General features: G+C 72.4%; 9 protein-coding genes. 7 read left to right on the top strand and 2 right to left on the bottom strand.

All coding sequences use genetic code 11. The features are described 5' to 3' along the window. The first annotated feature begins 331 nt into the window (after nt 1–331). The 5 genes from AB0H82_RS33190 to AB0H82_RS33170 all read left to right on the top strand — a co-directional run bounded on the left by AB0H82_RS33190 (nt 332) and on the right by AB0H82_RS33170 (nt 6,770). A complete protein-coding gene (locus AB0H82_RS33190) occupies nt 332–1,240 on the top strand; it encodes an LLM class F420-dependent oxidoreductase (RefSeq protein WP_362999230.1) in 909 nt (302 codons plus the stop codon). A 46-nt stretch (nt 1,241–1,286) separates the two neighbouring features. Then, complete coding sequence (locus AB0H82_RS33185) at nt 1,287–2,072, top strand: glucose 1-dehydrogenase (protein WP_362999229.1); 786 nt, start codon at nt 1,287–1,289, stop codon at nt 2,070–2,072. A 136-nt stretch (nt 2,073–2,208) separates the two neighbouring features. After that, nucleotides 2,209–3,336 (top strand): LLM class flavin-dependent oxidoreductase, encoded by a 1,128-nt coding sequence (locus AB0H82_RS33180; protein ID WP_362999228.1) that lies wholly within the window; start codon nt 2,209–2,211, stop codon nt 3,334–3,336. 213 nt (nt 3,337–3,549) lie between these two features. Beyond that, nucleotides 3,550–5,289 carry a D-aminoacylase gene (locus AB0H82_RS33175; RefSeq protein WP_362999227.1) on the top strand — a complete coding sequence of 580 codons (1,740 nt, stop codon included), beginning with the start codon at nt 3,550–3,552 and terminating at the stop codon, nt 5,287–5,289. Continuing rightward, a complete protein-coding gene (locus tag AB0H82_RS33170; RefSeq protein WP_362999226.1) occupies nt 5,286–6,770 on the top strand; it encodes an aldehyde dehydrogenase family protein in 1,485 nt (494 codons plus the stop codon). The genes AB0H82_RS33175 and AB0H82_RS33170 overlap by 4 nt, the downstream gene beginning before the upstream one ends. A 25-nt stretch (nt 6,771–6,795) precedes the next feature. On the opposite strand, the gene AB0H82_RS33165 is transcribed toward AB0H82_RS33170, so the two are convergent. Further along, nucleotides 6,796–8,343 carry a CehA/McbA family metallohydrolase gene (locus AB0H82_RS33165; protein WP_362999225.1) on the bottom strand — a complete coding sequence of 516 codons (1,548 nt, stop codon included), beginning with the start codon at nt 8,341–8,343 and terminating at the stop codon, nt 6,796–6,798. Nucleotides 8,344–8,507: 164 nt separating this feature from the next. Then, nucleotides 8,508–8,936 (bottom strand): ankyrin repeat domain-containing protein, encoded by a 429-nt coding sequence (locus tag AB0H82_RS33160; RefSeq protein WP_362999224.1) that lies wholly within the window; start codon nt 8,934–8,936, stop codon nt 8,508–8,510. An 85-nt stretch (nt 8,937–9,021) separates the two neighbouring features. Between AB0H82_RS33160 and AB0H82_RS33155 the strand changes: the two genes are divergently transcribed. Both AB0H82_RS33155 and AB0H82_RS33150 read left to right on the top strand, forming a co-directional pair. Further along, nucleotides 9,022–9,885, top strand: a complete 864-nt coding sequence (locus AB0H82_RS33155; RefSeq protein ID WP_362999223.1) for a TIGR03619 family F420-dependent LLM class oxidoreductase — start codon at nt 9,022–9,024, stop codon at nt 9,883–9,885. 93 nt (nt 9,886–9,978) lie between these two features. Next, nucleotides 9,979–12,576, top strand: coding sequence for a bifunctional FO biosynthesis protein CofGH (locus tag AB0H82_RS33150; RefSeq protein WP_362999222.1), 2,598 nt, complete (start codon nt 9,979–9,981; stop codon nt 12,574–12,576). Nucleotides 12,577–12,596: the final 20 nt, after the last annotated feature.

Raw genomic sequence — 12,596 nt, 5'->3', positions numbered from 1 at the left:
GGACGAGCACTAGGCGCAGCCCCCGCGCGAGCTCGCACGTACCCCCGCGGCCCCGCCCCACAGGCGAGCACTAGGCGCAGCCCCCCCGGGCGAGCTCGCACGTACCCCCGCGCCCCCGCCCCACAGGCGAGCACTAGGCGCAGCCCCCCGGCGATCTCGCACACACCCCGCGCCCCCGCCCCCCCAGACGGACAGAACGCGCGGCCCGCGCGCAGCGCGACCCGCAGGGGTTGTCTGACGGGGCGTCAGACCGCACCATGGCGGCAGCACTCCGCATGACGGAGCGTCAGGTCCAGACGGAGGGTGGGTGAGGCTCGTGCTCGGTTACGGGATGCAGTTGCCGGTTCAGTCGCAGAGTTCGCTGTACGTCGAGCCGTGGGAAGCCGAAGCCGGCCCCCAAGACCTCGTCGAGATCGCCCGCACCGCGGACCGCACCGGCTTCGCCTACCTCGCCACCTGCGACCACGTCGCCATCCCGCGCCGCCTGGCCGACGCGATGGGCACCGTCTGGTACGACCCCGTCGCGACCCTCGCCCACCTCGCCGCCGTCACCGAGAACGTCCGCCTCCTGAGCCACGTCGCCATCGTCGGCCTGCGCCACCCCCTCCTCTCCGCCAAGCAGTACGCCACCCTCGACCACCTCAGCGGCGGCCGCCTGATCCTCGGGGTCGGCGCCGGTCACGTACAGGAGGAGTTCGAGGCGCTCGGCGTCGACTTCGGGCGGCGCGGCCCGATCCTGGACGAGACGATCGACGCGCTGAGGGCGGCCCTCGGCCCGGAGGAGTATCCCGAGCATCACGGCCGGCACTTCGACTTCCGCGATCTGGCGCAGCGGCCCCGCCCCGCCCAGCCCCGCGTCCCCGTCTGGGTCGGCGGCTCCTCGCCCGCCGCCCTGCGCAGGGCGGCCACCCGCGGCGACGGCTGGCTCCCGCAGGGCGACCCGCGCGACGCGCTGCCCGCGCGGATAGCCCGGCTCAGGCGGCTGCGGGAGGAGGCGGGGATCGAGGAACCGGTCACCGTCGGCGCGATCACCGAGGTGCTGTACGTGGGTGAGCCGGCCCACCCCGTGGGCCGCCGCACGCTCTCCGGGAAGCCCGCAGCCCTCGCCGAGTCCCTGCGCGAGTACGCCGCGATGGGCGTCGACCAGATCCAGGTGCGCTTCCGCAGCCGGAGCCGTACCGAACTCACCGATCAGATGGCGGCGTTCGCTACGAACGTGGCCCCGCACCTCGACCACTGACACCCCGACCACTGACACCCCGACCACACAGAGTAAGGACCGCGACATGGGCAAGCTCGACGGCCGCGTCATCATCGTGACCGGCGCCGCGCGCGGACAGGGCGAGCAGGAGGCGCGCCTCTTCGTGGAGGAGGGTGCCCGCGTCGTCGTCGCCGACGTGCTCGACGAACAGGGCGAGGCGCTCGCCGAGGAGCTGGGTGGGGACTCCGCGGCCTACGTCCACCTGGACGTAGGAGTGGAGGCGGACTGGCAGGCCGCCACGGCCGCCGCGAAGGACGCCTTCGGGAAGGTCGACGGGCTCGTGAACAACGCCGGCATCCTCCGGTTCAACGAAATCGTCAGCACCCCGCTCGAAGAGTTCAAGGAGATCATCCAGGTCAACCAGATCGGCTGTTTCCTCGGCATCCGCACCGTCGCGCCCGAGATCGGCGCCGCGGGCGGCGGCACGATCGTGAACACGGCCTCCTACACGGCGCTCACGGGCATGGCGTATGTGGGCGCGTACGCCGCGACCAAGCACGCCATCCTCGGTCTCACCCGGGTCGCCGCCCTGGAGCTGGCCGCCAGGAACATCCGCGTCAACGCCGTGTGCCCGGGGGCCGTCGACACCCCCATGACCAACCCGGCGCAGCTGGACCCCGCCGCCGACCCCACGGAGGCGCGGGAGGCCGTCGCGGAGCTCTACAAGAAGCTCGTGCCGCTCGGGCGGATCGGGCGGCCCCAGGAGGTGGCCGCGCTGGCGCTCTTCCTGACCGGGGACGACTCGGCGTACATCACGGGGCAGCCGTTCGTCGTCGACGGCGGCTGGCTGGCCGGGGTCAGCGTGATCTGACGGGCCGTCGGCAATGGTCGCCCGCAACGGCCGCCCCAGCCCTTGACGCCCCTCCCGCGCCAGTGGAACAGTCGACGCATCGCGATCTGACGGTTCGTCAGAAACCGTCGGACCCTCACGAGGACGGTGAACCTCCTTGGAATTCGGTCTCTTTGTACAGGGATACGTGCCCGCCCAGCGGGCCAAGGTCGACCCCGAAGCGGAGCACAAGGCGCTCATCGAGGAGACCGAGTACGTCATCCAGGCGGACAAGTCCGGCTTCAAGTACGCCTGGGCCTCCGAGCACCACTTCCTGGAGGAGTACTCACACCTCTCCGCCAACGACGTCTTCCTCGGCTACCTCGCCCACGCCACCGACCGCATCCACCTGGGCTCCGGCATCTTCAACCCGCTCGCGCCCGTGAACCACCCGGTGAAGGTCGCCGAGAAGGTCGCCATGCTCGACCATCTCTCTGAAGGGCGCTTCGAGTTCGGGACGGGGCGCGGTGCGGGTTCGCACGAGATCCTCGGCTTCATGCCGGGCATCACGGACATGAACCACACCAAGGAGATCTGGGAAGAGACCATCGCCGAGTTCCCCAAGATGTGGCTCCAGGAGGAGTACGTCGGCTTCCAGGGCAAGCACTGGTCGCTGCCGCCCCGCAAGATCCTGCCGAAGCCGTACGGGACGTCGCACCCGGCCATGTGGTACGCCGCCGGGTCCCCCTCCTCGTACGCCATGGCGGGCAAGAAGGGGCTCGGGGTCCTCGGGTTCAGCGTGCAGAAGGTCTCCGACATGGAGTGGGTGGTCGAGTCGTACAAGACGGCCGTGAAGGAGGCCGAGGCGATCGGCGGCTTCGTCAACGACAACGTCATGGTGACGTCGACGGCGATCTGCGCGGAGACGCACGCCAAGGCCGTCGAGATCGCCGTCGGCGGCGGTCTCAACTACCTCCAGTCGCTGCTGTTCCGCTACCACGACACCTTCCCCCGGCCCGAAGGCATCCCCGAGTGGCCCGAGCTGCTCCCCGACTACACGGAGGAGCTCATCGAACTCCTCATCGCCGAGGAGCTGATGATCTGCGGCGACCCGGACGAGGTGCTCACGCAGTGCAAGCGGTGGGAGCAGGCCGGGGCGGACCAGCTCAGCTTCGGGCTGCCGATCGGGATCTCGCCCGAGGACACGAAGAACACGATCAAGCTGATCGGTGAGCACGTGATTCCGAAGATCGACACGGATCCCGTCCACCGCACTACGCGATTCCGGCAGGCCGCCGGGGCGTAGTCCCTGACCGCCCCGGCTTCCCCTCCCGGACGGAGGCCGGGGCCCTTGCCGGGCGGGGAGCGGAGCGGTGGTCGCCGTCACGGGGCTCCGCCCCGGACCCCGTCCATCGCCCTGCGGGCTCGTCCTCAAACGCCGGACGGGCTGACAATCCCGCCCCCCCCGTGCGTGCTTCGAACCTGCCCTCGCCCGCCCTCCGAAAGGGGACCTCCCGTCATGCTCGACCACCTCATCAAGGGCGCGACCGTCGTCGACGGGACCGGCGCCCCCGCCCGCGTCGCCGACGTCGGGATACGGGACGGGCGGACAAGCGTCGTCGCCGAGCCGGGCACCGTCGCCGAGGAGGCAAGGACCAGTGAGGACGCCCGGGGCCGGGTCCTCGCGCCCGGGTTCGTCGATCCGCACACGCACTACGACGCCCAGCTGTTCTGGGACCCGTACGCGACGCCGTCGCTCAACCACGGCGTGACGACGGTCGCGGGCGGCAACTGCGGGTTCACGCTCGCGCCGCTGCACCCGGACCGGCCCGGCGACGCCGACTACACGCGGCGGATGATGTCGAAGGTCGAGGGCATGTCGCTGGTGGCACTCGAAGAGGGCGCGCCGTGGTCGTGGAGCTCCTTCGGGGAGTACCTGGACGCCCTCGAAGGGCGCATCGCCGTCAACGCCGGGTTCATGGTGGGGCACTGCGCCCTGCGCCGGTACGTGATGGGGGCGGACGCCGTCGGGGGGCAGCCCACGCCCGCCCAGCTGGAGGAGATGCTGGGCCTCTTCCACGCGGCGATGGACGCGGGCGCCTGGGGGCTCTCCACCACCCAGTCGTCCACCCACTCGGACGGCGACGGGCAGCCCGTCGCCTCCCGGCACGCGAAGCCCGACGAGCTCCTCGCGCTCTCCCGTGCCGTCGCCGACCACGAGGGCACACAGATCGAGGCGATCGTCGCGGGCTGTCTCGACCAGTTCAGCGACGACGAGATCGACCTGCTCGTCGAGATGAGCGCGGCGGCGGGCAGGCCGCTCAACTGGAACGTGCTCACCATCGATGCCGCCGTCCCCGAGCGCGTGCCCCGCCAGCTCGTGCCGAGCGAGCGCGCCCGCAAGGCCGGCGGCCGCGTCGTCGCGCTCACCATGCCGATCCTCACGCCCATGAACATGTCGCTCGGCACGTTCTGCGCCCTCAACCTCATCCCGGGCTGGGGCGACATCCTCGGCCTTCCCGTGCCCGAGCGGATCGCGAAGCTCCGCGACCCGCAGGTGCGCGCGGAGATGCTGCGGCACGCGGGCAGCAAGGAGGCGGGCGTCTTCCGGCGGCTCGCCCGCTTCGACCGGTACGTCATCGGAGACACGTACTCCGAGGCGAACCAGGGCCTCACCGGGCGCGTCGTCGGCGACCTCGCGGCCGAGCGCGGGCAGGAGCCGTTCGAGTGCCTGGTCGGGATCTGCGCGGCCGACGACCTGCGTACTGTCCTGTGGCCGATGCCCACCGACAACGACCCCGACTCGTGGGCGCTGCGCGCCGAGGCGTGGCAGCACGAGGACGTCCTGCTCGGCGGCTCCGACGCGGGCGCGCACCTGGACCGCATGTGCGGCGCCCCGTACACGACGCGCTTCATCGGCGACTGCCTGCGCGGCCGCAGGCTGGTCGGCCTCGAACAGGCCGTGAAGATGCTCACCGACGATCCGGCCCAGCTGTTCGGGCTGCGCGAGCGCGGCCGGATCGCCGAGGGCTACCACGCCGACCTCGTCCTCTTCGACCCCGAGCGGATCGACGCGGGCAAGGCCACCCTCGTCCACGACCTGCCCGGCGACAGCCCACGCCTGGACTCCAAGGCGATCGGCGTCAACGCGGTCTGGGTCAACGGGGTCGAGACGATCCGCGAGGACGTGGTGACCGGCGCGGTGCCGGGCAAGGTGCTGCGCTCCGGGCGCGACACCAGGACGGTGAGCACCAAGTGAGCGGAGCCGGGCGGGCGCGGCGGCTGTTCATCGGGGGCGAGTGGGTCGAACCGGACCGCGGCCACCACGAGGTGGTGAACCCGGCCACCGAGCAGGTCGTCGGCCTCGCGCCCGAGGCGAGCCCCGAGCAGGTCCTGGCGGCCGCGGCGGCGGCCCGCGAGGCCTTCGCGAGCTGGTCGCGGACGACGCCCGAGGAGCGCGCGGCGGTACTGTCCCGGACCGCCGCGATCCTGCGGCGCGACTCCGCCGCGTACGCCGAACTCGCGCGGGCCGAGAGCGGCGCCACGACCGCGACGGCGCACGGCATGCAAGTGGCGGTGGCGGTGGCGCGCTTCGAGCGGTACGCGAAGGGGGCGCTGGAGCCGGTCGAGACGGCGCTCCCGCCGCAGATCAACGAGGCCGGGCCCATGGGGAGAGCGGGCGTCATGGGGGCGCTCGCCGTCCGCCGCCCCGTCGGCGTCGTCACCTGCATCACCTCCTACAACAACCCGTGGGCCAACCCCGCGGGCAAGGTGGCCCCCGCCCTCGCGATGGGCAACACGGTCGTCGTGAAGCCCGCACCGCAGGACCCCCTGTCGGTGTACGGGATGGCGGCGGCCCTCGCGGAGGCAGGCGTCCCGCCCGGCGTGGTGAACGTCGTCTCCGGCACGGACGTGGCCGTCGGCGAGGCGGCCGTCGCGTCCCCCGACGTCGACATGGTGAGCTTCACCGGCTCGACCGCCGTCGGACAGCGCATCGGCGAGGTGTGCGGCCGCACCATGAAGCGCCAGCTGCTGGAACTCGGCGGCAAGGGCGCGGCGATCGTCCTCGACGACGCGGACCTGGACGCGGCGGTGGCGGGCATCGGCACGACGTTCTCCTTCTACAGCGGCCAGATCTGCACGGCCCCGACGCGCGTCATCGTCCAACGGGGCGTGTACGAGGAGCTGCTGGGCAAGCTCGCCGCCTACGCCGGGTACCTGACGGTCGGTGACCCCGCCGCGCCCGGCACCGTCGTCGGCCCGGTGATCTCCGCCGCCCACCGCGACCGCGTCGAGGCGTACGTCGAGGACGGCCGCAAGGAGGGCGCACGCGTCGTCACCGGCGGCGAACGCCCGCCGCTCGCCACCGGCTTCTACGTCACCCCGACCCTCCTCGCCGACTGCACCCCCGACATGCGGGTGGTCCGCGAGGAGATCTTCGGCCCCGTGGTCTCCGTCGTCCCCTTCGACGCCCCCACCCCCGAGGAGGCCGAAGAAACGGCGATCACCCTCGCCAACGACAGCGACTACGGCCTCATCGACTACGTCTGGTCGGGCGACATCGCCCGCGCCTTCCGCATCGCCCACCGCCTGCGCGCGGGCGGCGTCGGCGTGAACACGATCGGGCGCAACATGGAGGCCCCCTTCGGCGGCTTCAAGAAGAGCGGAGTGGGCCGCGACGTGGGCTCGTACGCCCTGCACGCATACAGCGAACTGCAGTCGCTGGTCTGGCCGGGGTGAGGGGCCCGGCCCTGCCGGACACGTCCTAGTCGCCCAGGAAGATCGGATTCGTGAACGCGCACAACGGGCCCGGGAGGCCCGGTGTCGTCGGGGGGTGGCGGAGTTCTGCTCGTACGTATGCCGCGTAGGACGGTGTCGTGCGCCACTCCAGGGTGGCCGTGCCGGAGACGGGGACGGTGGGGCCCGTGTGCAGGACGCCCTGGTCGGTGATGAAGCGGGGGGTGCAGCCGGGCGCGCCCTTCACCTCCAGGCGGACCGTGACCGGGGCGTCGCGTTCGGCGTCGAGGCGGCCGCCGATGCCCGCGTGGCCGCCCTTGCCGCCCGCCGCCGTGAAAGTGAGCTCGACGGATTTCGACTCGGCGATGTAGGAGCGGCCGCGGCGGATGCCGTCCTGGATGGCCTCGCGGGTCAGGTCGTCGGCGAGGACGACGGTCTGCGGGCCGCCGACGCGGTCGGGGTCGCGGTGCGCGTCGCTGTTGCCCATGGCCGGGATCCACGGCCTGCCGCCCCGCACCGACGTGACGAGCATGCTGTCCCAGTCGGCGAGGGAGACCTCGTCGTCGGGCGTGTACGCGCCGTTCCACACCTCGACCGCGTCCGCCTCGCCGAAGCCGAACTTCCAGTTGCAGCCGACGCAGGTGGCGTGCGGGTGGGCGGGGACGACGAGGCCGCCCGCGTCGCGGATCCTGCGGGCGTACCTGCCGAAGCGGTTGTCGCGGGCACGGTAGCGCCAGTCGACGAACGTGCCGGGGTCCGTGCCGAGGGCGACGAGGTGGCCGTTCCGCGTCGTCACCTCCTCGCCGAGGAGGATCAACAGGTCGTCGCCCGCCTCCGCCGCCCAGTGCGCGTGTGCCGAGTGCGTGTTGTGCTCGGAGCTGTTGATGAAGTCGAGGCCCGCCGCGCGGGCCAGGGCGGCGATCTCGGCGAGGGTGCGCCTGCCGTCCGAGTGCACGGAGTGCAGGTGGCAGTCGCCGCGGTACCAGGCGCGGCCGCGGCCCTTCGCGCGCTCCGGCGGGTAGACGGGTTTCGGGGTGCGGCCCGGCGCGCCGTAGGTGAGGGTGATCGTCACCTCGTACGGGAGGCCTTCGGGGGCGACCGTGTACGGGCCGAGCGCGATGTGCCAGGTGCCCGCGCGGATCCGGCCCGGCAGGTAGCCGGGCGTCGCGTCGTCGGCGCGGATGAAGAACTCCGTGCGCGCGCCGCCGGACCAGCCGCGGAAGCCCTTCCCGCCGAGCTCCGTGCCGCGCTCGTCGAAGACGCCGATGTCGAGGGCGTTGCCCTGGGTGCCGGGCGGCACGGCCGGCTTCTGGTAGGTGTACGAGGCGTGGAACTCGCGTACGCCGTCCGGGACTTCGACCGGCAGGTACACGAAGTCGGGCGAGCCGGGCGGGAGCGTCCCGCGGACCGTTCTCGTCTCCTTGCTCCCCGGTGCCCTGTCCCCCGCGGGAGCGCGCCGCTCGGCGCCGCTTGCGAAGCTCACGCTGCCCAACGTAAGCGCGGCGGCGGCTCCCGTCACGAACAGTCCGCGCCGGTTCGGTCCCTTGTGTGCCGGGTGTTCTGCGTTCTCGCACATGCTGCGGCTCCCCAGGGTGTCGGTGGTGACGTGGGTGGTGCGTGCAACCCTGGTATTGAGCCGTGAACTGCGCGGCAAGGGAAGGCGAGTGACGGTTTTCCACCCGGTGGCCGAGGAACGCCGACGAACGCCGACGAACGCGGACGGGCACGGGAGGGCCGGGCTCAGGTCTCCGTCGCTCCCGCCGCCAGCAGTGCCGCCACCGTCTCCGGGTGCGGGCCCGAAGCGCCCTGGCGGGCCCAGCGCAGCGGCGCGCTCCCCGTGCCGTCGTCCTCGCGGAGGTTCGGGTCGGCGCCGTGCGCGAGGAGTTCGCGGACGGTGTCGACGTGGCCCCAGGCGGCGGCCCCGCACAGCGGCGTGCCGTCGGTGAGGCCGCGGCTCTCGGTGTCGGGCCGGGCGCCCGCCCGCAGCAGGACCCGCACCGTGCCGGCCGCGCCGTGCACCGAGGCGGCGTTCAGGGGCGTCGTGCCGTCGGCGTCGGGGAGTTCCGGATCGGCGCCCGCACGCAGCAAGGAGCGGACCTTGGCCGTCGCGCCGAGCGACGCGGCGAACACGAGCTCCCTGGTCAGCTTCTTCTGCCGGCGTCTCTTCACGCGGGTCAGGTTAATGAGCGCACAGGCATGGACCAACCGACTTTCCCGGGGTAGGAAGAGTGCCCCGACACTCCCGGAGGGCTCCGTGCGCATCTCCGCGACGCTGCACATGACCGACAGGACGATCACGCCGGTACGCCTGGCCGGGGAACTGGAGCGCCGCGGCTTCGCCGGGCTCTACCTCCCCGAGCACACCCACATCCCGGTCCCGCGCGAAACGCCCTACCCGGGCGGTGAACTGCCGGCGGAGTGCGCCCGCATGCTCAGCCCCTTCATCGCCCTCGCCCAGGCCGCCGCCGTCACCGAACGCATCGCCCTCGGCACGAACATCGCCCTGGTCGCCCAGCACGACCCCATCGACCTCGCCAAGCAGATCGCGACCCTCGACCACCTCTCCGGCGGCCGCGTCACCCTCGGCATCGGCTACGGCTGGAACCGCGAGGAGGCCGAGGACCACGGTGTCCCGTGGCCGCGGCGCAGGGAGTTCGTGCGGGACCGGATGGCGGTCATGCGGGCGCTGTGGGCGGAGCAGCCGAAGGCGTACGAGAGCGAGTTCGGCGCCGTCCGGGCGAGCGAGGTCCATCCGAAGCCGCGGCGGGTGCCCAGGAAGCGGCTCGCGAAGGGGCCGCTGTCCGGGCCGCGCACGCTCATCGGCGGGGCCGCGGGGCCCGGCCTGTTCGCGCACGTCGCGGAGTACGCGGACGGCTGGATGCCCGTCGGCGGCAGCGGCCTGCGCGAGGCGCTGCCCGTGCTCAGGTCGGCGTGGGCGGACGCGGGGCGCGAGGCCGACGACCTGTACGTGGCGGTGACGGCGGTCGAGCCGGACCCGGGCAAGCTCGCGTACTACGAGGACCTCGGCGTGGACGAGGTGATCGTGCAGCTGCCCCCGGCGGGGGAGGCGGAGGTGTGCGCGGCGCTCGACGGGCTCGGACGGTACGTCGCCCCGTGACGCCCCGTGTCCGTACGGAGTGTCCGTACGGAGTGTCCGTACGGACGGAAGCATCCGGCGGAGGCAGGTGTTCTCGCTCGTATGCTCGGAGACATGACCAACAGCGCGCAGCCCCCCGGACCCGGACGACCCACCGCGAACGCCATGCGGCGCGCGCTGAAGAGGGCCAGGGACGGCGTCGCGCTCGACGTGACGGAAGCCGCGGTCCTGCTGCAGGCGCGGGGCGCGGATCTCGACGACCTCACGGCGTCCGCGGCCCGGGTGCGGGACGCGGGGCTCGACGCGGCGGGCAGGACCGGCGTCATCACGTACTCGAAGAGCGTGTTCATCCCGCTCACCCGGCTCTGCCGCGACAAGTGCCACTACTGCACGTTCGCGACCGTGCCCGGCAAGCTGCGCCGCGACGGCCACGGCATGTTCATGTCCCCGGACGAGGTCCTGGACATCGCCCGGCGCGGGGCCGAACTGGGCTGCAAGGAAGCCCTCATCACCCTCGGCGACAAGCCCGAGGACCGCTGGCCCGAGGCCCGCGAGTGGCTGGAGGCGGAGGGGTACGACGACACCATCGCGTACGTCCGCGCCATCTCGATCCGCATCCTGGAGGAGACGGGACTCCTCCCGCACCTCAACCCGGGCGTCATGACGTGGACGGACTTCCAGCGCCTCAAGCCCGTCGCGCCCAGCATGGGCATGATGCTGGAGACGACGTCGGAGCGGCTGTGGAGCGAGCCGGGGCAGCCGCACTACGGCTCCCCGGACAAGGAACCGGCTGTCCGGCTGCGGGTCCTTGAGGACGCGGGCCGCTCGTCCGTGCCCTTCACCAGCGGGCTGCTCATCGGGATCGGCGAGACGTACGAGGAGCGCGCCGACTCGCTGTTCGCGCTGCGCCGCGTCGCCCGCTCGTACCACGGCGTCCAGGAGCTGATCATCCAGAACTTCCGCGCCAAGCCGGACACGGCGATGCGCGGCATGCCCGACGCGGAGATCGACGACCTGGTCGCCACGATCGCCGTCGCCCGGCACATCATGGGCCCGGCCGGAAACATCCAGGCGCCGCCGAACCTCATCGCGGGGGAGTACGAGCGGCTGATCGGCGCCGGCATCGACGACTGGGGCGGCGTCTCGCCCGTCACCATCGACCACGTCAACCCCGAGAAGCCCTGGCCGAAGCTCGACGAGCTCGCCGAGCGGTCCGCCGCCGCCGGCTTCCGCCTCGCCGAACGGCTCTGCGTCTACCCGGAGTTCGTGCAGCGCGGCGAGCCCTGGCTCGACCCGCGCCTCCTGCCGCACCTGCGGGCCCTCGCCGACCCCGAGACCGGCCTCGCACGGCCCGACGCGGTGGTCGAGGGCCACCCGTGGCAGGAGCCCGACGAGGGGTACGTCGCCTCGTCCGGCCGCACCGACCTGCACCGCACCATCGACACGGACGGCCGCACCTCCGACCGGCGCGACGACTTCGACGAGGTGTACGGCGACTGGGAGGCCCTGCGCGAGCAGGCGGCGCCCGGCATGGTGCCGTCCCGCATCGACGGCGACGTGCGCGCGGCCCTGAAGCAGGCCGCCGACGACCCGACCAAGCTGACCGACGACGAGGCGCTGGCGCTGTTGCACGCCGACGGGCCCGCGCTCGACGCGCTCTGCTCGGTCGCGGACGACATCCGCAAGACGGTCAACGGCGACGACGTCACGTACATCGTCACCCGCAACATCAACTTCACCAACGTCTGTTACACCGGCTGCCGCTTCTGCGCCTTCGCGCAGCGCAGGACGGACGCCGACGCCTACACGCTCTCCCTCGACCAGGTCGCCGACCGGGCCGCGCAGGCCTGGGACGTCGGCGCCGTCGAGGTGTGCATGCAGGGCGGCATCCACCCCGACCTGCCGGGCACCGCCTACTTCGACATCGCGCGGGCGGTGAAGGAACGCGTGCCGGACATGCACGTGCACGCCTTCTCGCCGATGGAGGTCGTCAACGGCGCCACCCGCACCGGCCTGTCCATCCGCGAGTGGCTCACCGCCGCGAAGGAGGCGGGCCTCGGCTCCATCCCCGGCACGGCCGCCGAGATCCTCGACGACGAGGTGCGCTGGATCCTCACCAAGGGCAAACTGCCCACGGCCACCTGGATCGAGGTCATCAAGACCGCGCACGAGCTGGGCATCCGCTCCTCGTCCACGATGATGTACGGCCACGTGGACCAGCCCCGCCACTGGCTCGGCCACTTCCGCACGCTGGCCGCCATCCAGCAGGAGACCGGCGGCTTCACGGAGTTCGTGACGCTGCCCTTCATCCACACGAACGCGCCCGTCTACCTCGCCGGTATCGCCCGCCCGGGCCCGACCACCCGCGACAACCGCGCGGTGACGGCGATGGCCCGCGTGCTGCTCCACCCGCACATCCCCAACATCCAGACCAGCTGGGTGAAGCTGGGCCAGGAGGGCGCCGCCGAGATGCTGCGCTCCGGCGCGAACGACCTCGGCGGAACCCTGATGGAGGAGACAATCTCCCGTATGGCGGGCTCCAGTTACGGCTCCTACCGCTCCGTCGAGGACCTGGTCGCCATCGCGCAGGCGGCAGGCCGCCCCGCGAAGCCGCGCACCACCCTGTACGGGGAGGTACCGGAGGAGCGCCAGCAGGCGGCCCTGGCCTCGGACGGCCACTTGCCGGAACTGCTGCCGGTGGTGGAGGGCTGATGTAAGGGGCGCGGGGAACT

It is taken from the genome of Streptomyces sp. NPDC050732, from assembly GCF_040654255.1.
Lineage (GTDB): Bacteria > Actinomycetota > Actinomycetes > Streptomycetales > Streptomycetaceae > Streptomyces.
The sequence above is the reverse complement of the archived record's forward strand: the minus strand, read 5'-3'. Positions and strand labels throughout refer to the sequence as shown.